A 20,512-nucleotide genomic window follows, 5' to 3' on the forward strand; every position below is an offset into this window, starting at 1 on the left:
ATGAGCATGGACCGTGCATGAGCACCGACGACGGGCTTCCGCCTTCCCAACAGGTCGATCAGATTCTGGGTTCCCCGAAGCTTGCGCAGGCGATCGAGAATGATCGCTACAAGCATCTGCTGGATCATGTTCCCGTTGCGCTCGCCATCTCGCGCGGATTGGGCAGCGATCAGCAGGTTGTCTATATCAACAAGGCCTTCGAGCAACTGATGACAATGGCGCCGGCCGATGTCGAAGGCCAGAGCTGGACCTGTCTCGACGGCTTTCTCAACGAAGACAACCAGAGCCAGACGCTGGGCGAAGCGATCCGCGACGGCGAGGACTTCATCGGTGTTTTCCGTCCGTCGGTGCCGGTCGATCGGCTGGTGATCGTGCAGGCCTATGCGTCGGTGATCGAGAGTGACGACGGCGTCGAGAATTTCCGGATCGCCGCGCTCGTCGATGTCGGTGGCCGCGAGCGTGCGCAGATTGAGCAATTCGAGAACCAGATACGCGACCGCGACATGCTGATGCGCGAGCTGCAGCATCGGGTGAAGAATAATCTGCAGCTCATCACCGCGCTGGTGCGGCTCGAAGCCCGCTCGGCCGTGGAAGGCGAGGCTGTTGCGCTCGGCCGGCTGGCGAGCCGGATCGATGCGCTGACAGTACTGTACCGGACGCTGTCCGACGAGAATGCGACGCCCGAGATCGATCTCGGCCAGTATCTGTCGGACATCGCTAATGCCGTGATGGCTGCAAGCGCGACGGCGGATATCACGCTCGATCTGCAGGTTGGCTATTGCCCGATGTCGATCAATATCGCGATGCCGGCGGGACTGCTGGTCAACGAGATGCTGACCAATGCGCTGAAATACGCCTTCGTCGGCCGTGCCGGTGGTCAGATCAAAGTGATCTGCAAGCTGGAAGGTGGCCACGTCACGGTGGTTGTCGCCGATGACGGCGTTGGCCTCGGCGAAGGCCAGGAGTGGCCGTCGCCGCGCAAGCTCGGCGCGCTGATCCTGCAGACGCTCAAAGAGAATGCGCCGAACGTGAAGTTCAACGCCGAGAGCATTCGCGGGCAGGGCAGCTGGTTCACGCTGGTATTTGATGCCGCGCCGGGCACGCAGCTGAACTGAGGATTGGCGCCGCCATTTGGCGCGCACCTTGTTTCACCATTCATTAGCCACGTTGCTGGCGCGATTGGTGCCGGATCGTCAGTTTGCATCGAATTGCAATGCTTTACGGTAATATCTGATTGAGATTCCGGATTGGGGACCGTCCGGACACGGTCCGTGCCGTTTGGTGCGGCCGTCTTGTGGGATCGGTAGAGAAGTGATGAGTGCGTTGCGTTCGATCGGTGTCGTGGTCACGACCTGTGCGCTGCTGCTGGGCTGTACGTCGGTCTACAACCTTCCCGCCAACGTGCCGCTGGCCGGCGCCTCCCTCGATCCCAATCTCGACGCCGTTTTCAAGGATGCTGCCGAGCAGGACGACCTGCTGATCGGTTTTTCGTTCTCAGGCGGTGGCACGCGCGCTGCGGCGTTTTCGTTCGGTGTCCTGGAAGAACTGGGCAGCATCCGCATGCGCGGTGCATCCGACACCATGCTGGAACGCATCGACTTTCTGTCCGGCGTTTCCGGCGGTTCGGTCACGGCTGCCTATTACGGTTTGAAGAAGCGCGCGGCGCTGTCGGACTTCCGTGAACGTTTCCTGCTGCAGAATGCCGAGGCCGGACTGACGACACAGTTGTCGCTAGGTACTATCGGCCGTGCCTTGGGCGGTGGCATCAATGACTCCAAGGGCTTCACCAGTTGGCTCGACGCCAACCTGTTCCAGAATGCGACTTTCGGCAGCCTGCGAAATAGCGGTTCTCCACGGGTCTGGATCAACGCCTCGGATATCTATAACCGCGTGCCGTTCGTGTTCGACAACACGGCCTTCGCCGCGATCTGCAGCGATCTCAGCAAGTATCCGCTGTCGGGCGCAGTGGCTGCGTCGGCCGCGGTGCCGCTCGCCTTTGCGCCGGCCGTGGTGCAGGCCTTCCCCGGCACATGCAACGAGCCGCTGCCGCCTTGGGTCGCGCGCGCAGCCGCGAACCGCAATGCGTCGCCGATGTTGAGTGCCTATTCCAAGGCAGTGATGCGTTACCGCGACGGCGCGGTGCCCTACATCAAGCTGATGGATGGCGGGCTGGTCGACAATTACGGCGTCTCTGCGCTGACCATCGTGCGCGAATCCTCCGAGACACCCTATGGCCCGATGACACCGCAGCAGGCGGTCCGGCTGCGCCGCGGGATCTTCATGGTGGTGGATTCCAAAGTCGGTCTCTCCGGCAACTGGATCAATACGGTGGAAGGGCCTGAAGGCGTCGATCTGATCAAGGCTGCGGTGGACACCACTATGGATGCGAGCATCGGCTCCAGCTACACCGCATTCGACCGAACCATGAAGGACTGGCAATCGTCGCTGATCAAGTGGCGCTGCGGCTTGTCGGCGGCAGAGCGTGCCCGTTATGGCGCGCGGCCCGGCTGGCGCTGCACCGATCTGCAGCTCTTCGTCGGCCGGCTTGGGTTCGATCAGCTAGATCCGGCGCGTGCCGCAGTGCTCGAAGCCGTTCCGACGCGTTTCCAGCTGCCGCAGGGACAGGTCGATGACTTGATCCTGGCCGGTCGCGAGACGCTGCGTGCCAGCTCCGTGTTCAGGGCTTTCGCTTCGGGAATATAGCCGGCCTCCTAACGGATGCGACAAGCGGTTCTTACCCGCTCATGCGTTCCGGGATTGGATGTTACGCAGCGCGATCGAGATTAAGCGGGTGGCGATAGATCGCATCGCGAATATCGACCTTGCGTGGCAGCAGACCAAACCTGAAGAAAAGATCGGCTGCCTTCTGCTGCTCGGCGATGAACCTGTCGTCGACCTGATGGATGCCCCATGGGCGCTGTGCGATGTGCTTTTCCCATTCGGCGGCGTCGAGCGGCCCCCCGGCGACGCGTGCGAGGATCGCTGCAGCGTCTGCCGGATGCTGCGCAATCCAGCGATCCGTTTCGTGCAAGGCGCTCGCTGTGTCCGCAATAATGTTCGGATTATCATCGGCGAAATCGCGGCGTGCGAAAAACACCGACGGGTTGGTGACGAGATCGCCGGTGTTGGCGATGGCCCGGATCTCATCCGCGCCGCCACGAAGTCCTCCGCCTGAAACCCACGCATCGATGTCGCCAGCCAACAATGCCTGACGTGACTCCGGCTCGGTAAGATCAAGCGGCACAATATCGTTCCAGGTCAGGCCGGCACGGTCGAGCGCCGTTGCTAGCAGGGCCTGCAGCCACGAGCCGACACCGAGCGAGATCGTCTTGCCGGCGAGATCGGCAACCGTTTTCACCGGACTGTCCTTGCGAACATAGATGCCGCCGACTGCGCGCGCTTCTGATGCGGCGAAAGTAACGATCGGCACGCCTTTGGCCTGCGCGGCGATAGGCGGTGTCAGGCCGGTGCCGCCGATCTGGATCAGATTGGCGCCGACATATTCGACAGTGCGTGCGCCTGCCGCGATCTTCACCCATTCGACGCTTCCGCCGCGCGCCGAGATCCGTTTTTCGAGCAACCCGTTCTGGCTGAGCACAAGAAGAGACGGATTGTTGGCGTGGACGCCAATGCGAAGAACAAATGTCATTACATCTCTCCTGATAGCAGCGTGTTCATTTCAAACTACACTTCGACGCTCTTTTTCGGTCGTTCATCCATCGATGATGGTCTATCGAAGTTTCGCAACGCGCTCGATTTACTTACAGGAGATGCCGATGACTGTAACGACGGAACGTCTGGCAACGCGTGAGTTTGAAAAATCATCCTCCGTCGATGAGCTCTGGTACACACGTTGTCCTGTGCCGACGGCGTCCGGCATAGCGCTTGATCTAGGGCTGCTGCGCGATGAATTCGCGACGTCCGGAATCGTACTTCGATCGATCCGCGATTCCGAAGATCCGCGCGTCAACATTTCGCATTTCGATCATTCGCTGCCCGGCCTGTTTCGCGAAGGCGGCAACATTCCCGCGATCTGGGCGCGGTCCGAAGGACGCGACACGGTAACCGTGGCGCTGACGTGGATAGATGAATACCAGGCTATCGTCGTTCGCGCGGATTCGGACATTCATTCTCTGGCCGACCTTCGCGGCAGAAGGATCGGTCTGCCGCGGCAGGACGGCCAACGCGTCGATTTCGCGCGCGCCATGTCGCTACGCGGCATCGAGACGGGTCTCGGGATTGCCGGGCTGCACCTCGCGGACAGCGAACTCGTCGATATCACCAGCGATCAGCCGACATTCGCCGTGGCGGCTGGCGTCGCCAATGGCCGCTTTCACGAGCTCGAAGCCGCCGCGCTCGCGCGCGGTGAGGTCGATGCCATTTATGTGAAGGGCGCGCCGGGGCTCGGAACCGTGGGGACGCATGGACTGCGGTCGCTGATCAATCTGGCGGAGCAGGACGATCCGTTGCTGCGCGTCAACAACGGCAATCCGCGGCCGGTGACGGTCGATCGGCGCACCGCGCTCGAGCGCCCGGATCTGGTGGCACGCTATCTCGCAGTGCTGTTGCGGGCGTCGCACTGGGCACAGGGGCATCCGGCCGAGGTGTTCGACATCATCGGCAAGGAGGTCGGGCGCTCGGCCGACGAGGCGCGCGCGGCCTATGGCTCGGCCGCGCCGCGAAGTTTCGGGCTCGATCTCTCGGATGTGAGGAAACGGGGCCTGGCAAGCCAGAAGGATTTCCTGCTGCGCCACGGCTTCATCGTCAGGGATTTCGACGTGGCCGGCTGGATCAACCCGGAGCCGCTCGCGCTCGCGCATGAGCTGCTCAAGTAAGGCTGGGAGGTTACGATGGAGATCTATTGGTACCTGATCCCGCAAGATGGCCCGTATCCCTGGAACGCCAAGGGCCGGCGCCCGGTCGATCATGACTATCTCGCGCAGATCGCACGCGCGGTCGATCAGCTCGGCTATACGGGCGCGCTGCTGGCGACCGGTGGCGGCGAGCATGATGCCTGGGTTCTGGGCGCGTCGCTGATCCCGCTCACCAAGCGCATGAAGTTCATCATTGCCGTGCATCCGGGCATCGTCGCGCCGCTGATGCTGGCGCAGAAGGCGGCGACCTTCGACCAGTTTTCGGACGGCCGACTGATCCTCAACATGGTCACCGGCGAGCAGCACCAGATGCCGCCTTACGGCATCGAGCTCGCTCATGACGAACGCTACGCGCTCACCGACGAATACTGGGGCCTGTATCGCCGGCTGATGACGGGCGAGGTGGTCGATTTCCAGGGCAAGTACCTGAACCTGCGCAACGCCCAACTCAAATTGCCTGCGGTGCAGAAGCCGTATCCGCCACTGTTCTTCGGCGGTTCGTCGGAGCCCGCGCTGTCCGTCGCGGCGCGCCATGCCGACACCTACCTGACATGGGGCGAGCCGCCGCCCCAGGCTGCGGAGAAGATCAAGGTGGTGCGCGAGCGTGCCAGGGCGCTCGGTCGCAACGTGAAATTCGGCATCAGGATCAATCTGATCGTCCGTGAGACGAAGCAGGAAGCGTGGGATGCCGCGCAGTGGCTGCTCGATCGCATGGACGACACTGCGGTGCAGGGCGCCCAGGCGCGCAATGCCGCCTCCGACTCCGTCGGCCAGCGCCGGATGCGAGAGATTGTCGGCACGCGGAAGCCTAAACACGCGCAGGAGCTGGAGATCTATCCGGATATCTGGGCCGGCTTCGGACTGGTGCGAAACGGGCCGGGCACCGCAATCGTCGGAGATCCGGAAACGGTCGCGGCGCGCATCCTGGAATATCGCGACGTCGGTTTCGACACCTTCATCGTCTCTGGCCAGCCTCTGCTCGAGGAAACCTACCGCGTGGCGGACCTGCTGCTGCCGCTGCTTCCTTTCGATCGTGGTGACCGGCGACAAACGGCACATCCGATCGGTCCTTTCTTCAACGCTGCACGAGGTTGACGATGTTGCGCTCTACTTTCCTGCGGGCGGCTGTCGCCGCGTTTCTGATCGGGCTTGCCTCCACGTCAGCGAGCGTGGCCGCATCTCCGGCGACTCCGGTGACAGTCCGGCTCGGCTTCCTGCGCGGACCTGAACCGCTGTCGATCAGCCGCCTGCGCGGCACGCTGGAGAAGCGTCTGGCGGCCAGGAACGTCAAGGTTGCCTGGGTCGGGCCGTTCATCGCCTATGCGCCGGCGGCGGAAGCCTTGAATGCCAATGCGATCGACATCACGATCGGAAGTTCAAGCGCGGCAATCTCGTCGCTGGTCGGCACCGCACCGATTTCGCTCTTTGCCTATCAGTGGGATGCCGGGGATTCCTCGGGCATCGTGGTGAGGAACGGGTCGGACATCAAGACCGTCGCGGATCTCGCCGGCCGCTCGGTGGCAGTCAATCGTGGCGGCACCGGCGACTATCAACTGACCAAGGCCCTGGAAAAGGCGGGTGTGCCGTCCTCGGGGGTCAAGCGCGCTTTCCTCAGCCCGGTGGATTCCGCTGCCGCCTTCGCCAACGGCCATGTGGACGCATGGTCAGCCTGGAGCATCTTCTTTCCGACCGCGCTGGTCGACGGGGATGCCCGCGTGATTGCGCAGGCGAGCGATTTCGGTTCGCAGAACGCTGTTGTCTATGTCGTGCGGACGCCGTTTGCCGCGGAGCATCCGGATATTCTGAAGGATGTCCTGGAGGATCTGCGGGAGTCGGCGCGGTGGGCTCAGCAGAATCGCGAGGAAGCCGCGCGCCTGTGGGTGCAGGAGCTGAAGCTCAGCCCCGCGGTCGCCACCCGGGTGGCAAATTACCGGAACGACGAACCCGTTCCGGTCGGCGAGAAGGAACTGGTGGCGCTGGAGAGCCTGAATGACTGGCTGGTGGGCAGCAAGCTGCTGCCGAAGCCTGCGGCAATCAAGGATCACGTCATCGCCGTGGCCCGCTGACGCTCGAAAGACCGGCCCGGTCGTGCCGTGGCAATGCTGCGGGAACGCGCGAGGAGGGGTTTTCCCGCGCCTCGTGTCGCGGTAGAAACCGCTCCATGAACGCACCTGTCAAACCTTCGAAGCTCATCAAGGGCGCCACCGGCGACTGGGAAATGGTCATCGGTCTGGAAATCCACGCCCAGGTCAATTCTCACGCCAAGCTGTTCTCCGGCTCGTCCACGGAGTTCGGCGGATCGCCGAACAGCCATGTCTCGCTAGTCGATGCGGCCATGCCGGGCATGCTGCCGGTCATCAACGAGGAATGCGTGAAGCAGGCGGTCCGTACCGGGCTGGGCCTGAAAGCGCAGATCAACCGGCGTTCGACCTTCGACCGCAAGAATTACTTCTATCCGGACCTGCCGCAGGGCTATCAGATCAGCCAGTACAAGTCGCCGATCGTCGGCGAGGGCGAGGTCACGATCGAGCTTGCGGACGGCGAGACCGCGATCGTGGGCATCGAGCGCCTGCATCTCGAACAGGACGCCGGCAAGCTGGTGCACGACCAGAGCCCGACCAACACCTTCGTCGATCTCAACCGCTCGGGCGTCGCGCTGATGGAGATCGTCTCCAAGCCCGACATGCGCTCAAGCGAACAGGCGCAGGCCTATGTGTCGAAGCTGCGCACCATCCTGCGCTATCTCGGCACCTGCGACGGCGATATGGAGAAGGGCAACCTGCGTGCCGACTGCAACGTCTCGGTCCGCAAGCCGGGCGATCCCCTGGGAACCCGATGCGAGATCAAGAACGTCAACTCGATCCGCTTCATCGGCCAGGCCATCGATTATGAAGCCCGGCGCCAGATCGGAATCCTCGAGGATGGCGGTTCGATCGATCAGGAGACGCGGCTCTACGACCCCAACAAGGGCGAGACCCGGTCGATGCGCTCCAAGGAGGAGGCGCATGACTACCGCTATTTCCCGGATCCCGACCTGCTGCCGCTGGAATTCAGCGAGGACTATGTCGCTGCGCTGAGAGCCGAGCTGCCGGAACTGCCGGACGAGAAGAAGGCGCGGTTCATCAGCGCGTTCGGCCTGTCGGCCTATGACGCCGCCGTGCTGGTGGTCGAGCGCGAGAGTGCCGAGTTCTTCGAGACGACGCTCGCCGGGCTTGCCGACAAAGCGCGCGACGGCAAGCTCGCCGCCAACTGGGTGATCAATGAACTGTTCGGGCGCCTCAACAAGGAAGGCCAGGACATCGCGTCGTCACCGGTGTCGGCGGCGCAGATGGCTGCCATTATCGACCTGATCGGCTCAGGCGTGATCTCCGGCAAGATCGCCAAGGACCTGTTCGAGATCGTCTGGACGGAAGGCGGTGATCCGCGCGCGCTTGTCGAAGATCGCGGCATGAAGCAAGTGACGGACACCGGCGCCATCGAGAAGGTGGTCGACGACATCATCGCAGCCAATCCCGACAAGGTCGCGCAGGCGCAGGCCAAGCCGGCTCTGATGGGCTGGTTTGTCGGCCAGGTGATGAAGTCCTCGGGCGGCAAGGCCAATCCGCAGGTCGTCAACGACCTCCTCAAGAGCAAGCTCGGTATCTGACGACGGCCTTGCGATGACCGCGGCGCCGCCTCGAGCGGCGCCGTTTTCGTTTTGGCAGACCTCGTTGGCGCGTCGTAACCTACGCGATGAACGGTCACGAGCGCGGGATCAGATCGCGAATCGGCGTGCCGTCAGTCGACAAAAAGTGCGGTTGTGGCCAGCACCGATAAGTCGCGAACGCGTTTTCCCGAAAAATATTTTCATTGCCAAAAATCCCGACTCAGAGTCTGCGGCACCTGTTTTCAGTGCCCCGACTCACGCTTGGGGACGGCAGAAGTTTGTGTAGTTGTTTGATAGTACGAATTGCGGGCGTACGGAAAAAATAAGCACTTTCTGCAATCTTGACATTTGTGGACGCAACGTTTTCGGGCGTTTCTCGCGTCGCCTCGCGTGCCGGATTTCAAGTTGTGACTGAGCCCGTGGGGGAAGTGGCGCGTTGCGCTCATCAACACTTCCTTAAGCGGGAGACTGTTCTTTTGAAATCGTTGGTGTATTCGGGATGAAGTGCATTTCGATTCCCGAGTGCACGCAGCGATCAAGTCATCTCTTTATGGAGGGCAACATGGCCAAGAAAGCTACGAAGAAGGCAGTCAAGAAGACCGTCAAGAAGGCAGCGAAGAGCGCTGTGAAGAAGACCGCGAAGAAGACCAAGAAGGTCGCCAAGAAGAAGTAACTTCTTCTGCCACGATCGACGCCGGTGGCAACGCCGGCGACGTCACGAGAGCCTCGACGACAATTTGCTTCTCGAAGCGGATATTGATCGCAGCTCTGGTCGACGAAAGAGGGTGTCGGCGAGACATCAGGTCAAACGGCTGGACCGTCACTTCGAGGCAGAGCTTGCTCTCGCCGCGAGCCGGTCCGGCAAAGAAGCCGGTCATTCCGTGATTGGCGTTCTTTATTCGGTGCGGATCATTGGTCCGCAGTTTCATCGGTGGCTCCGGCCACATGAGATATGATCCTGACGTGTTGCCGACGCCCTCGTTTTTGCCGGTGCGGTTCATCCCCGGCGCTTTGAATGTCCCGATCCCGAATAGCTTTTGATCTGCTCGCTGTGACGTATCTCGCATTGGCGTCGTCGCATGTGCGGAGCAGGCCCTTTTAATATCCCTGGTCGCCGACGCTTACCTCTGGTCGCTGACGCTGCCGAGATGGTTACGGTATCCCCAAACAGCAGGGTAAACCGAATTCCGCAAAAATGCAGAAAACCCGCATAAATACTGGGTTTCTGGCCGCGTACGGGCCGATTCAGGCTTCGGCTCTTCAGATTTCGTTCATCCCGATACTTAAACTGCTCTTCAAATTTGATCGGTCATATTGATCCCAACAAGCCGGCAAACGGCGGTTGGGATTGCATCAAATAACGGACAGGAGCCGCGCTCGGTTGGGGCGGCAAAAGCAAAAAAAGGAATGACCGATGTTTCAGGGGCAGATCGATTTTGAAGCTGCGATGCCGATCGCAGAGACCGCCATCCAGGACGTGCTGTTCGAGCGCGGTCTGTACTGGGCGTCGGGCCGTTCGGGGATCGTTGACCTCGTCGCCGCGCACAAGTGGTTCAACCTCGCTGCCCTCAAGGGCCGGGTCGACGCCATCCCGATGCGCCGCGAGGTCGCCGAGATGATGTCGGATGTCGAGATCGCCGCCGCGCAGCGCGATGCCCGCGCCTGGCTGTCGACGGTTCACTGATCCGACTACGTGTTTTCGCGGTGGTTCGGCAGGCGCGATGCCCGCCGGGGCAGTGTGATGAGCCGCTACTTCTTGACGATGGTAAAGATGCCGTCGGTCTCCGGCTCCGCCACATAGCGGTTGTCCGGCGTCGAGAACTGGATGCGCAGTTTGCGGGTCGCGTCGGCAAAGCCGATCGTCCAACCCTCATAGAGCCGCCACGCCGCGATTTCCTCCATGACGGGGAAAGTCCTGGCGCAGTCCTTGGCCACGTCGATCTGTGAACCGCCGATGGTGTTGTCGCTCTTCAAAACGACGCGGCAGCGTTTGCTGCCTTTGGCGTCCTGGAGTTCCCAGGTCCCGTAGATATCCCTGAGCAGCGCCGGATCGACCTCCTTGAGATCCATCAGCTTGAGGGTCTGCCCCGAGGCGGCAGATGAGATCGCCATCGCGACGGCCATCGCGGCAGCCCATTTCATATCGCGCACTCCCTCGCATGTTTCCGAATGTACCGTAGCCACGTCACGGCCTTGTTACGAGCATCACGGTTGTAACGGGCATGTGCGCCCCAATGTCTGTCTCGTCGCTTGCAACGAGGCTGAGAGGCCGCGCAACAAAAAGGACAATGCTATGTCGACGAAGAAACTCACGCTCGCATCGATCATCCGCGCCAGCGGCCTCGCGACTCTGGTGGGTATTGCCATCAGCGGAGCCCAGCCTGCAGTTGCTGCATCGGCACCCGCATATCCGCAATCGATCCGCGCGCCCATTGCTGTCGCATCCACCGATATCAGTGCTGCACGCAAGAACCGGCAGGTGAGGCGCGCATCTCCGCGCGATGCCTATGGCAGCTATCTTGGCGGGGGCAGCTATGTCGGCGGGGGAGGCGGGGTATCGCAGTCCTATCCCGGCTACGGCTATGGCGTTGGCGACAATTCGCGGAATCAGACCTGGTAGATCCGTCATCCAGGATTTGACGCCTCGGCGGCGACCGTGAGCGTCGTCCGGGGAGGGTGTCCATGCTGTCGTGGACGGTGAGGGCGGGCCGCACGGCGATGATGAGCAATATTGCTCCGCCTTAGCGCTATGACGCCGGAGACCAAGCACTCAAGAACAGCGGAATATACGACTGCCCACGATCTGGCGCTTCGCCCACAGGGGACGGCTTCCGATGTCCCGGTCGTCCCTATGGGTCTCCATAGCTTTAACCAGACAGAGCGCCGAAAAATCCAGTCGATTAGTAGGCGGCAGTCTTCGTCCGTCCCGATCATTGGGTCCTGTGCCATCGGCACGACGTTGCGCCTCATACTTGCCGAAGAGGCTGGTAAACTCGGAAGTCGAACGCGACAGCTCGCCATTTCGCGATGACCGCCGGCTCCCTTGAACAGTCTGGAGCCAGCAGCTTCGAAGCTAACGGCCGACTAATTGATCATTTGATTGTCGATCGACTGCCTGAGCTTGCGCACGTCGCGTGCGGGCGGAGCCCCGAACTGCCGCAGATATTCGCGGCTGAACTGAGAGGCGCTTTCATAGCCGACCGCATAGGCGACGTCGGATGCACTACGGTCGCCGGCGAGCAGCAACTGGCGCGCCTCCTGAAGGCGTATCTGCTTCTGATACTGGATCGGGCTCAATCCAGTCAGCGCGAGAAAGTGGCGATGCAGGCTCGCACGGCTCATGCCAGAAGCTTCGCACAGAGCCTCGATCCGCAGCCGCGTGTTGCCGTGGTCCCGAATCCATTCGACCGCGCGCCGGATGCCGCCGATCGCGCCTTCTGGGCGGGCGATGTGGCGCAACAGTCGCCCCTGCGAGCCCTGCAAAAGACGATAGAGCAATTCGCGTTCAGCCAACGGTGCGAGCGCCGGGATGTCCGCCGGCGTGTCGAGCAACGCCAGCAGTCGCAGCAGCGTGTCGCGCAGCGGCGGAGTCATCGGATTGATCGCGATGCCGCTGCCTGGCGCGTCCGTGTCGCGCATCGCTGGCATCGTTGATGCGACCTCGGCGAGAAGCGCCGGATCGAGGACCAGCGAAACCGCCACAAAAGGACTGCCGTCGTCAGCGTCATGGATCTGTCCGCTCAAGGGAAGATCGAGTGCGCTGACCAGGTATTGAGACGCGTCGTAGCGCAGCAGGTTGTCGTGGATGGCCACCTCTTTCGATCCCTGCAGAATGAAGCAGATCATCGAGCGGTAGAGACATGGTGACGTCCCCGAGGTCGCCTGTCCCACGCCGATTTCCAGGCGCGGGATTGGCGTCAAATTCATTCCGATCCGCCCGTGGCGGAGGGCGAGATCGCGATGCGGCTGTAGGTTGTCGGTCATGCCAACAAGCATGACACCAATCTTCACGCCTGCAAAGAGTCTGAGACAATTAGGCAAGCAATTGAGAGCATCAGGCGGGGTGTCGCACACAGCAATCGCCTATCTGACTGGCAGCCAATACGACGCCTCAGCGGCGTGCCGTCCGGAAAACCAAAATCACAAGGAACGTAGCCATGTCTCAGAAGATTGCACTCGTTACTGGCGCCAGCCGCGGCCTCGGTCGCAACATGGCGCTGCATCTCGCCAGGCGTGGTGTGGGCGTCATCGGCACCTATCGCCAGGGCGCGGCGGAAGCCGATGCGCTGGTAAGCGAGATCGAGGCGCTGGGCGGCACGGCGGCGATGCTCGCGCTCGACGTCACCAAGGTGGCGAGCTTTCGGGCCTTCGCCGCATCCTTCGCCGAGACGCTCCGGAGCCGCTTCGGCAGCGACCGGTTCGACTATCTGGTCAACAACGCCGGTGCCGTCGTCCACGTGCAGGTCGCTGACGCGAGCGAGGAACAGTTCGATGCGATGATCGACATGCACCTGCGCGGACCGCTGTTCCTGACGCAGGCATTGCTACCGGTTCTCGCCGATGGCGGACGCATCCTCAACGTCTCGTCGGGCTTCACGCGCACGTCGATGGCCAGCTTCGGCCTTTATGCGGCGGCCAAGGCGGGGCTCGAGACGCTGACCCGGTTCATGGCGCTGGAACTCGGCGCGCGGCAGATCCGCGTCAACGCCATCGCGCCCGGTGCCATCGCCACCGATTTCGGCGGTGGTAGGGTCCGCGATAACGAACAGGCTCATGCCTTCGTCGCGAGCAAGATCGCGCTAGGCCGCGTCGGTCAGCCCGACGACATCGGCGGCGCGGTCGCAGCCATCCTGTCCGACGATTTCGGCTGGGCCAACGGCACGACGTTCGACGTGTCGGGCGGCCAGTCGCTCTGATCTCTGTTCCAGCACATCGAGACACCATCATGACCGAGCAAAACCTCACTCTCGTCAGCCACCCGCTGTGCCCATTCGTCCAGCGTGCCGCGATCGTCCTGCTCGAAAAAGGGGTGGCGTTCGACCGGGTCAACGTCGATCTATCGGCCAAGCCCGACTGGTTTCTGGCCCTGTCGCCGACCGGCAAAGTGCCGGTGCTGAAGGTGCGCCAGCCGAACGGTGAGGATGCGATCCTCTTCGAAAGCGTGGTCATCTGCGAATATCTGAACGAGACGCAGGGTGGCGCGGCGATGTATCCCGACGATGCATTGCTGCGTGCCCGGCATCGCGCCTGGATAGAATTCGCCACCCAGACCTTTACGGAGGGCTGGCAGTTCCTCCACGCCAAGGACATGGCGACCGCCGACGCGAAGCGGGCCGCCTTCCGTGATCGGCTGAGCAAGATCGAGGCCGAGCTGGGCGACGGCCCGTATTTCGCCGGGCCGGACTTTGGTCTGGTCGATGCGGTCTACGCACCGCTGTTCCGCTATTTCGGGATCATCGATCCGGAAGTGGCTGACCCGATCTTCGCGGGCCTGCCACGCGTTACGGCGTGGCGCGCGGCGCTCGCTGAGCGACCTAGCGTCAAGAACGCCGTCATCGACACCTATCCCGACCTGTTTCGCGACCACCTGCGCCAGCAAGGCGCGATGATCGCCGCCTGATCCTAACCAACATCCCAGGAGTTATACCATGACCGACGCATCCAGAGCGCGCTGATCCTAATCGAATATGTCAACGACTGGCTCTCGCCGACCGGTGGCATCTATCCGGCGTTCCAGGACCGGGAGCAGGTCGACACCGCTATCGCCAATTCGAAGATCATCCTCGAAGAGGCCCGCCGTCGCGGCCTGCACGTGATCCACGCAGCGCTGAAGTTCGAGCCGACCTTCAAGGTGCTGGGCGAGGCCAAGTACGGCCTGCGTAAGATGACGCGCGACCATGGCGCGTTCCTGGGCGAGCAGGCCGATTTCTTCCCCGGCTTCGAGCCGGCGGAAGGCGAGTATGTCGTTCGCGAGCGCGCCGGCGGCAGCAGCGTCTTCGTCGGAACCACGCTCGACGGCTACTTGCGCAACAACCGCATCTTCGACATCTACCTCGCCGGCTTCTCGCTGCGACAGTGCGTCGAGTCTTCGATGCGCAACGCGCACGACCTCGGCTACCACACCAACGTCATCTACGACGCGTCAGCCGGCTATACTCGCAAACAGCAGGACGACTTCGTCGCCGAGATCGCCCCATTTTACGCCAACGCCGTCACCACGCAGGAGTTCGTGGCTAAGGCATAATCCGCCGCTGGACCCGGCCCGGTTATAGGGCCGGGTTTCCGTCGGCCGTAGATGCGAGGCGATACGATGATTGGGATCAGGGTCGAACTCACCATCGCGCCGGGTAACACCGACGCATTCGAACACGCCTTAGCGGTCCGAGCCGCCGCAGTGCGTGCCAACGAACCGGGTAACCGCCTGTACGAACTGCTCAAGTCGCGCACCTTGGCCGACAGCTACACGCTGATCGAAATCTACGAGGACGAGGCCGCGCTCGCCGCGCACCGGACATCGTCGCACATGGCGGCCAATCGACCGCTGACCGCGGCGCTCCTCTCCGCACCGCCCGTCATGCACATGTTCACGGTTGTGCCGCACGCATTGGGACCGACCGACGGTCGAGCTATAGCGTGATGACGGCGGTACAGGTTCTCCACTAGCTAGGTGCAATCGCCGTACAGCACCTGGCCGCGAACGGCACTAAGCTTTTCTTTGGGGGGGAAAAAACGACACAGTCGTCGTGGCCGACACCTTCGAAAACGTCACTTCGCTGTTAGGCGCGGCGCTTCCGTCAATATAAACGACTCGGCCGGGGTGTACATCCGGAGGCCTTGGTATCGGGCGCTGCAGCTCTGCTCCACGGCTCCAGGCCTGAGCTGCAAGATCAGTGGCTTAGGTGATACCCCCACGGGTTATAGTCCGGCAGCCAAAATCACTGAAAAAGTCTAAAACGGGCAACAATTCGCGCAACAAAACGTACAACGCCGGGATTTGAACGGCGTTGTTTTAGTTGCGTTATTTCAAGCGAAAAAGAGGTAATGGCGGAGCCGGAGGGATTCGAACCCTCGATACCCTTGAGAGGTATGCCGCTTTAGCAAAGCGGTGCCTTCAGCCACTCGGCCACAGCTCCATCATTGCTGCATATGCCCGACACCGTCGCGAGCCGCAAGCGCCAGATCGCAGTCTTCAGCGCATGTTCGCAGAAATCGGACGCGTCCGATGTGGATGTGTCTCTATAATCTTCAGATGCCGCGTCCGCTTGTTGTGCATTTGCCGCCGGGAAATGGCCCCCCGGGGCCGTTTATCGATGGCATACGCCGTTCCGCACTTGCCGGAATTTATCGCTCGGGCAGATGCGAGACGATTCGCCGAGGGACCAAGAAAGCCAGCCAGATACATCGAATGCGAGTGTGAATGTGTTTCTGCTCGTTACGGGATGAGTCGGTGCCTTGAAATGCGGCGCTGGAAATTCTGATGTTGAAACAATTGCTTGCGAAGAATGCCCATTCACGAGTCCGTGTGATTTAAGCAACACAGCCCGGGAAACGGCCGAATGGAGGCCGCTTTGAGGCGTTCCATTGTTGCGGAGCGAGAAACCTTAGGAGATGGTCTCGGTGCGACGGAGGGGGGCATCCCGAGGTCGTCCCGTAAGGTGGTTCGTCCTGAACCTCGTCGGCACACTTTGTGCGACGGGTTTTGCGATTCGGAGCGTTTGCGGGTTGTCAGGGATTAAAGGGACTTGTCTTCAGGGTGGCCTCCACCCCGTTGCAGAACCTTCCCTAAAGCAACTTGGAGGTTTACATGAAGACGATTAAGGGCCTTATTCTCGGCTCGACGGCAGCTTTGCTCGCCGTTGGCGGAGCTCAGGCAGCCGATCTTCCCGTCAAGGCCAAAGCGGTCGAATACGTGAAGATCTGCTCCCTCTACGGCGCGGGTTTCTACTACATCCCGGGCACCGACACCTGCATCAAGATCGGCGGCGCGATCCGTTTGGACACCTCGTTCAACGCCGCAGCTTACGACACCCCGTTCTGGCAGGGTGGCGCTGGTGGCAATAATCTTTGGACCAAGGATTATTTCATCACCCGCGAACGTATCAACCTGACCACCGATACCCGCACTGCCACCGAATACGGTGTCGTTCGTACCTACGCGAACATGCAGTTCGACTTCTCGCAGAACCGTGAATCGATCGCTGGTGGCTTCACCGAAGTCGACTACGCCTTCATTCAGTTCGCCGGCTTCACCTTCGGTAAGGCCGTCTCGCAGTTCGATCCGCAGTGGGCCCTCAACAAGCCTTACATCTCGTCGGGCTTCATGGCAGGTTCGAACAACACGACCGGTATCCCGCAGATCGCCTACACCGCTTCGTTCGGTAACGGCGTGTCGGCGACGATCTCGCTCGAAAATGCTTCGGCCTACCGCAACGCAGGTCTGTGGAACACCAACACCTTCATCACCGGACCGGGCGCGAGCACGTTCACGGGTACGTTCTACGGTACGAACTCGAACACCTTCCTGGGTAACGCCTACGGCGGCAACCACATTCCTGACGTCGTCGGCAACATCCGCCTCGACCAGGCTTGGGGCACGCTGCACTTCGGCGCTGCGATGCACGCTGCAACCCCGGGCTTCTACGCCACTGCGGCTGGCGGTGGAGGCACCGAGGCGCTCGGTCATCCGGATGACAAGTACGGTTTCGCAGTCAACGGTGCGGTTGAATTCAAGAACCTGCCTACCGGCGCTGGCGACACTCTGAAGCTCGAAGCAACCTACGCCAAGGGCGCAGCGAAGTACGCGATCGCCGGCGGCACCACCGACACCTCGGGCGGCGGTCGTTTCGCGAAGGTCGACGGCAACACCATCGGCTTCGGCTATGTTCTGGACGGCGTTTACAGCAACGGCGGTCAGATCATCCAGAGCGAAGCTTGGTCGGTCGCTGGCTTCTACGAGCACTACTGGAACCCGGCATGGCGCACGTCGCTGTTCGGGAGCTACAGCAGCATCTCGTATGGTGACGGCAATGCTCTGATGCTCGCCGCATTCCAGGGCCTGTCCACCGGTGGCCCGGGCACCAGCAGCTCGTCGGCTGCAGCGTCTCGCGCTGGCACCTTCACCGGCACCGGCAACTTCGACTTCGCCGTGGCCCAGATCGGTACCCGTACTGCCTGGACCCCCGTCAAGAACCTGACCCTGTCGGCTGAATTCACCTACAGCCGCCTCGAGCAGAACCTGAACGGCACCTACGCCGTGACGAGCATGTCCGGCAAGCCGGCCGGCACGCTCCTGAACACGAGCAACCAGAACCTCTACAACGGTTCGGTTCAGATCCTGCGCTCGTTCTAATATCGACTGCCTCACGGCAATCGCTATCTGAAACAAAGACCCCCGGCAGGAAACTGCCGGGGGTTTTTGCTTGCATGGGTGACGTTGGCCGTGACGTAGGATGGGGTTCGCTTCGACGCTTACGCGTCTGCGGTCTACCCATCCGACGTATTCGCCCTGTTCTGGTTGACGCTATTCGACGCTGCTGCTGGCGCCACGATGCAGGTCGGCCTCGATCTGAAGCCGCGAGCCACCGCCGAAGCGGGCGCGATAGACCTGCAGGTTCTCCATGATGCGCTGGACGTAGTTGCGCGTTTCCGAGAACGGAATCGACTCGACCCAGTCGACCGGATCGACCTTGGGGTCACGTGGATCACCGTAGCGTTCGATCCACTTGCGCACGCTGCCGCGCCCGGCGTTGTAACCGGCGAAGGTCATGATGTAGGAGCCGCGATAGTCCTCAAGGAGGCCACCGAGTTCGGCGGCGCCCAGCGTAGCATTGTAAACCGAATCGCCCTTGAGGCGCGCGAGGTCATAGGTGCCGCCATGTCGCTTGGTGACGTATTGCGCCGCGCTCGGCGTCACCTGCATCAGACCATAGGCCTGGGCTGGCGACACGACGGCCGGATTGAAGGCGCTTTCCTGCCGCGCGATCGCATAGACGACAGCGGATTCGACTTCAGGTCCGATCGGGCGATAGCTCGGAATGCCCGTTGTCGGATAGGCATAGTGATCGAACGGCAGGCCGCGATTGAGCGCCGCCTTGCCGACCAGCAATGTGCCGCGGGCATCCTTGTTCTGTTGCGCGAGCTCGGCAAGGCCGAGCACAGCTTCCGGATCGCCGTTTTCGCCGACATCACCGAAGATCGGAATGGCGACTTCGCGCTCGTCGATGGCGTAGAGCAGTTGCACCGCGCGGACGATTTCCAGTCGATCGAGCCCACGCGCGCGGGCGGTCAATGCACCACTGATGTCGAGCTGCTGCAGGCCAAGCTTTGCGCGTGCGAGCTGGCCGTAATAGCTGGTGGATTGCTCTGCTGCGCGCGTATAGGCGGCACGCGCTTCCTGGCTGCGGCCTGCGGCTTCTGCAGCACGGCCCTGCCAGTAACCGGCGCGGGCGAGAGCTGTCGGATTGACGCTGCCGACGCCGATGCGTGCGAAGTGCTGTGCGGCCGTCGCGGGATCTTTCAGGAAGCGCAGCGCGATCCAGCCGGCAGTGAACTCCTGCTCGGTTTTGTAGATGTCGCGCGCCGGCAGGGCAGCATCGCGTGCCACGAGATAGGCCGAGCGATGTTCGCCGACGTCGAGTAACTTGCGCGCCGTGAGACGTCGCTCGATCCACCATTCGTCGAGATTGTGCAGGCGCTGCGGTTCGCGCGGCGCTGAAATCATCAGGCGCGCTGCTTCGCCGAATTTCTCCTCGCGGCGCAGCTGCTGAATGTGGCTGAAGATGTAGCCGGGGTCGCTATGCAGCTCGGACGGCACTGCAGCGAGCAGCGCGTTGGCGTTCGATGCCTTCTTGGTGACGCCGATGCGCGCCCGCGCGAGCGCCATCTGCGCGCCGCCGAGGCGCTTGGCAGAGCGCAGCGCGGCATCTGAATCGCTGCCATAGAGCAGCATGTCCATGCGCGCCTTGTGATCGCCGGGTGTGATCAGCGGACCGAACATGTCGATGGCCATGTTCTCGGTATCGCCCGATAACGGATCGCTGCGCCATGCATCACGGATCAGCCGCTCCGCGCCGGCACGGTCGCCGCGCGCGAGCAGCGACTTGGCGAGCGCGAATTTGCCCTTGGCGGAAATCGGCTTCTCGCTCTCGAAATAAGACTGGATCGCGGAGTCGTCGCGCTTGTCGTCCCACAGCGCCGCTTCGATGCGGCGTCGCAGGAAGGTCTGCGATGGCCAGCTCGGATTGGCGGCGACGAAAGCGCGATAGCGCTCGACCGAAGCGCCATTGTCATCGCTGCGCAGATAGATCCATTCGCCGAGCTTGCGCGCGACCGGATCTCCAATCGTTTGCACGACCTGCGCGGCTTCCGAACCCTTGCGCTTGCGGATCAGCTCGATGACGTTTTCGAGCGTTTCGGCATCCGCCTGTGGGGTGGATGTTGTTGCCGCCACCGCGGCGCGGGCGATCGGCTTCTTGGCAGCAGGGGGAATCGCCGCATGCTGGCGTGTGGCGGGCTGGATTACGGGAGCCGGGCTCGCAGCATCTGGCGCGAGCGGCTTCGCCGGGGCCGCCACGGCCGTGGGGGCCTGTGCAGCGCTACGCGCAATGGGGCGCGCCTTCGGCAATGGAACCTTGGTGGCCGCCCAAGCCTCGACGGCCAGCACCGATACTCCGACCGCCAGCGCCAGACCGGAGCTCAAGGCCGTCCGCCGCGCAGTCGTGGTGAGGAGCAGGTGCTTCACGGCGTTCCCTCGCGGCGAATCAGACAATCGCACGCATTCCCATGATGTATTTGATTGAAACGGTGACCAAATCGTCAATTTCTGTAACCGCTTGCTCCTCTCTGCCCGGCCACGGCGGCGAAATCACGGCCAAACAGCCGGTAAACCGCGCTGAAACCGCTTCGGGCGGTCTTTCGCCGCAGCCACAGACTCGATAAGACTTGCTGTTCAATCAATCGGTTCAAGCAGACGGCTAAAGCCGCATCGCGTTCG

At 62.0% G+C, this 20,512-nt stretch carries 17 protein-coding genes and 1 tRNA gene; 13 read left to right on the top strand and 5 right to left on the bottom strand.

Features of this window, described 5'->3' with window-relative positions:
- Positions 1-17 precede the first annotated feature (17 nt).
- Positions 18-1,115, top strand: coding sequence for a sensor histidine kinase (locus LPB73_RS09075; RefSeq protein WP_231080351.1), 1,098 nt, complete (start codon positions 18-20; stop codon positions 1,113-1,115).
- A gap of 199 nt (positions 1,116-1,314) precedes the next feature.
- Complete coding sequence (locus tag LPB73_RS09080) at positions 1,315-2,703, top strand: patatin-like phospholipase family protein (protein WP_170849819.1); 1,389 nt, start codon at positions 1,315-1,317, stop codon at positions 2,701-2,703.
- A 61-nt stretch (positions 2,704-2,764) separates the two neighbouring features.
- On the opposite strand, the gene LPB73_RS09085 is transcribed toward LPB73_RS09080, so the two are convergent.
- Entirely contained in the window at positions 2,765-3,649 is an 885-nt protein-coding gene (locus tag LPB73_RS09085) for an aliphatic sulfonate ABC transporter substrate-binding protein (protein ID WP_089263780.1), read from the bottom strand.
- A 127-nt stretch (positions 3,650-3,776) separates the two neighbouring features.
- Between LPB73_RS09085 and LPB73_RS09090 the strand changes: the two genes are divergently transcribed.
- The 5 genes from LPB73_RS09090 (at position 3,777) to LPB73_RS09110 (ending at position 10,204) form a co-directional block, all read left to right on the top strand.
- A complete protein-coding gene (locus tag LPB73_RS09090) occupies positions 3,777-4,835 on the top strand; it encodes an ABC transporter substrate-binding protein (RefSeq protein ID WP_231080352.1) in 1,059 nt (352 codons plus the stop codon).
- Positions 4,836-4,850: 15 nt separating this feature from the next.
- A complete protein-coding gene (locus LPB73_RS09095; RefSeq protein WP_093761370.1) occupies positions 4,851-5,969 on the top strand; it encodes an LLM class flavin-dependent oxidoreductase in 1,119 nt (372 codons plus the stop codon).
- A gap of 2 nt (positions 5,970-5,971) precedes the next feature.
- Entirely contained in the window at positions 5,972-6,940 is a 969-nt protein-coding gene (locus tag LPB73_RS09100) for an aliphatic sulfonate ABC transporter substrate-binding protein (RefSeq protein WP_231080353.1), read from the top strand.
- A 95-nt stretch (positions 6,941-7,035) separates the two neighbouring features.
- Positions 7,036-8,520: an Asp-tRNA(Asn)/Glu-tRNA(Gln) amidotransferase subunit GatB gene (gene gatB / locus LPB73_RS09105; RefSeq protein ID WP_231080354.1), complete on the top strand. Its 1,485-nt coding sequence runs from the start codon at positions 7,036-7,038 to the stop codon at positions 8,518-8,520.
- Between the two features lie 1,414 nt (positions 8,521-9,934).
- Positions 9,935-10,204, top strand: a complete 270-nt coding sequence (locus LPB73_RS09110; protein WP_068732448.1) for a hypothetical protein — start codon at positions 9,935-9,937, stop codon at positions 10,202-10,204.
- A 65-nt stretch (positions 10,205-10,269) separates the two neighbouring features.
- Here LPB73_RS09110 and LPB73_RS09115 read toward each other — a convergent pair whose 3' ends face one another.
- Positions 10,270-10,662 carry an AprI/Inh family metalloprotease inhibitor gene (locus tag LPB73_RS09115; protein WP_231080355.1) on the bottom strand — a complete coding sequence of 131 codons (393 nt, stop codon included), beginning with the start codon at positions 10,660-10,662 and terminating at the stop codon, positions 10,270-10,272.
- A gap of 151 nt (positions 10,663-10,813) precedes the next feature.
- Here LPB73_RS09115 and LPB73_RS09120 point away from each other — a divergent pair, with 151 nt between their 5' ends.
- On the top strand, positions 10,814-11,140 hold the full coding sequence (locus LPB73_RS09120) for a hypothetical protein (RefSeq protein WP_231080356.1): 327 nt from the start codon (positions 10,814-10,816) through the stop codon (positions 11,138-11,140).
- Positions 11,141-11,604: 464 nt separating this feature from the next.
- Here the strand turns inward: LPB73_RS09120 and LPB73_RS09125 are convergent, their stop codons facing one another.
- Positions 11,605-12,504 carry an AraC family transcriptional regulator gene (locus LPB73_RS09125; protein ID WP_231081111.1) on the bottom strand — a complete coding sequence of 300 codons (900 nt, stop codon included), beginning with the start codon at positions 12,502-12,504 and terminating at the stop codon, positions 11,605-11,607.
- A 173-nt stretch (positions 12,505-12,677) separates the two neighbouring features.
- Here LPB73_RS09125 and LPB73_RS09130 point away from each other — a divergent pair, with 173 nt between their 5' ends.
- The 4 genes from LPB73_RS09130 to LPB73_RS09145 all read left to right on the top strand — a co-directional run bounded on the left by LPB73_RS09130 (position 12,678) and on the right by LPB73_RS09145 (position 15,157).
- Positions 12,678-13,436, top strand: coding sequence for an SDR family NAD(P)-dependent oxidoreductase (locus tag LPB73_RS09130; protein ID WP_231080357.1), 759 nt, complete (start codon positions 12,678-12,680; stop codon positions 13,434-13,436).
- A 29-nt stretch (positions 13,437-13,465) separates the two neighbouring features.
- Positions 13,466-14,140 carry a glutathione S-transferase family protein gene (locus tag LPB73_RS09135; RefSeq protein WP_120287780.1) on the top strand — a complete coding sequence of 225 codons (675 nt, stop codon included), beginning with the start codon at positions 13,466-13,468 and terminating at the stop codon, positions 14,138-14,140.
- A 99-nt stretch (positions 14,141-14,239) separates the two neighbouring features.
- Complete coding sequence (locus LPB73_RS09140) at positions 14,240-14,764, top strand: isochorismatase family cysteine hydrolase (protein WP_231081112.1); 525 nt, start codon at positions 14,240-14,242, stop codon at positions 14,762-14,764.
- 66 nt (positions 14,765-14,830) lie between these two features.
- Positions 14,831-15,157, top strand: a complete 327-nt coding sequence (locus LPB73_RS09145; protein ID WP_231080358.1) for a putative quinol monooxygenase — start codon at positions 14,831-14,833, stop codon at positions 15,155-15,157.
- 405 nt (positions 15,158-15,562) lie between these two features.
- Here the strand turns inward: LPB73_RS09145 and LPB73_RS09150 are convergent.
- Positions 15,563-15,653, bottom strand: a tRNA-Ser gene (locus LPB73_RS09150).
- A 671-nt stretch (positions 15,654-16,324) separates the two neighbouring features.
- Between LPB73_RS09150 and LPB73_RS09155 the strand changes: the two genes are divergently transcribed.
- The gene (locus tag LPB73_RS09155; protein WP_120292097.1) at positions 16,325-17,869 is read left to right on the top strand and encodes a porin; all 1,545 of its coding nucleotides are present in this window, start codon (positions 16,325-16,327) and stop codon (positions 17,867-17,869) included.
- A 171-nt stretch (positions 17,870-18,040) separates the two neighbouring features.
- On the opposite strand, the gene LPB73_RS09160 is transcribed toward LPB73_RS09155, so the two are convergent.
- The gene (locus LPB73_RS09160) at positions 18,041-20,260 is read right to left on the bottom strand and encodes a lytic transglycosylase domain-containing protein (protein ID WP_231080359.1); all 2,220 of its coding nucleotides are present in this window, start codon (positions 20,258-20,260) and stop codon (positions 18,041-18,043) included.
- Positions 20,261-20,512 lie beyond the last annotated feature (252 nt).

This window comes from Tardiphaga sp. 37S4 (assembly GCF_021044645.1).
In the GTDB taxonomy this organism is placed as follows: Bacteria; Pseudomonadota; Alphaproteobacteria; order Rhizobiales; family Xanthobacteraceae; genus Tardiphaga; species Tardiphaga robiniae.

Bases quoted from the DNA above. Each gene is read 5' to 3' on its own strand.
- LPB73_RS09075 (WP_231080351.1), top strand. From the start codon at position 18: ATGAGCACCGACGACGGGCTTCCGCCTTCCCAACAGGTCGATCAGATT.
- LPB73_RS09080 (WP_170849819.1), top strand. From the start codon at position 1,315: ATGAGTGCGTTGCGTTCGATCGGTGTCGTGGTCACGACCTGTGCGCTG.
- LPB73_RS09085 (WP_089263780.1), bottom strand. From the start codon at position 3,649: ATGACATTTGTTCTTCGCATTGGCGTCCACGCCAACAATCCGTCTCTT.
- LPB73_RS09090 (WP_231080352.1), top strand. From the start codon at position 3,777: ATGACTGTAACGACGGAACGTCTGGCAACGCGTGAGTTTGAAAAATCA.
- LPB73_RS09095 (WP_093761370.1), top strand. From the start codon at position 4,851: ATGGAGATCTATTGGTACCTGATCCCGCAAGATGGCCCGTATCCCTGG.
- LPB73_RS09100 (WP_231080353.1), top strand. From the start codon at position 5,972: ATGTTGCGCTCTACTTTCCTGCGGGCGGCTGTCGCCGCGTTTCTGATC.
- gatB (WP_231080354.1), top strand. From the start codon at position 7,036: ATGAACGCACCTGTCAAACCTTCGAAGCTCATCAAGGGCGCCACCGGC.
- LPB73_RS09110 (WP_068732448.1), top strand. From the start codon at position 9,935: ATGTTTCAGGGGCAGATCGATTTTGAAGCTGCGATGCCGATCGCAGAG.
- LPB73_RS09115 (WP_231080355.1), bottom strand. From the start codon at position 10,662: ATGAAATGGGCTGCCGCGATGGCCGTCGCGATGGCGATCTCATCTGCC.
- LPB73_RS09120 (WP_231080356.1), top strand. From the start codon at position 10,814: ATGTCGACGAAGAAACTCACGCTCGCATCGATCATCCGCGCCAGCGGC.
- LPB73_RS09125 (WP_231081111.1), bottom strand. From the start codon at position 12,504: ATGACCGACAACCTACAGCCGCATCGCGATCTCGCCCTCCGCCACGGG.
- LPB73_RS09130 (WP_231080357.1), top strand. From the start codon at position 12,678: ATGTCTCAGAAGATTGCACTCGTTACTGGCGCCAGCCGCGGCCTCGGT.
- LPB73_RS09135 (WP_120287780.1), top strand. From the start codon at position 13,466: ATGACCGAGCAAAACCTCACTCTCGTCAGCCACCCGCTGTGCCCATTC.
- LPB73_RS09145 (WP_231080358.1), top strand. From the start codon at position 14,831: ATGATTGGGATCAGGGTCGAACTCACCATCGCGCCGGGTAACACCGAC.
- LPB73_RS09155 (WP_120292097.1), top strand. From the start codon at position 16,325: ATGAAGACGATTAAGGGCCTTATTCTCGGCTCGACGGCAGCTTTGCTC.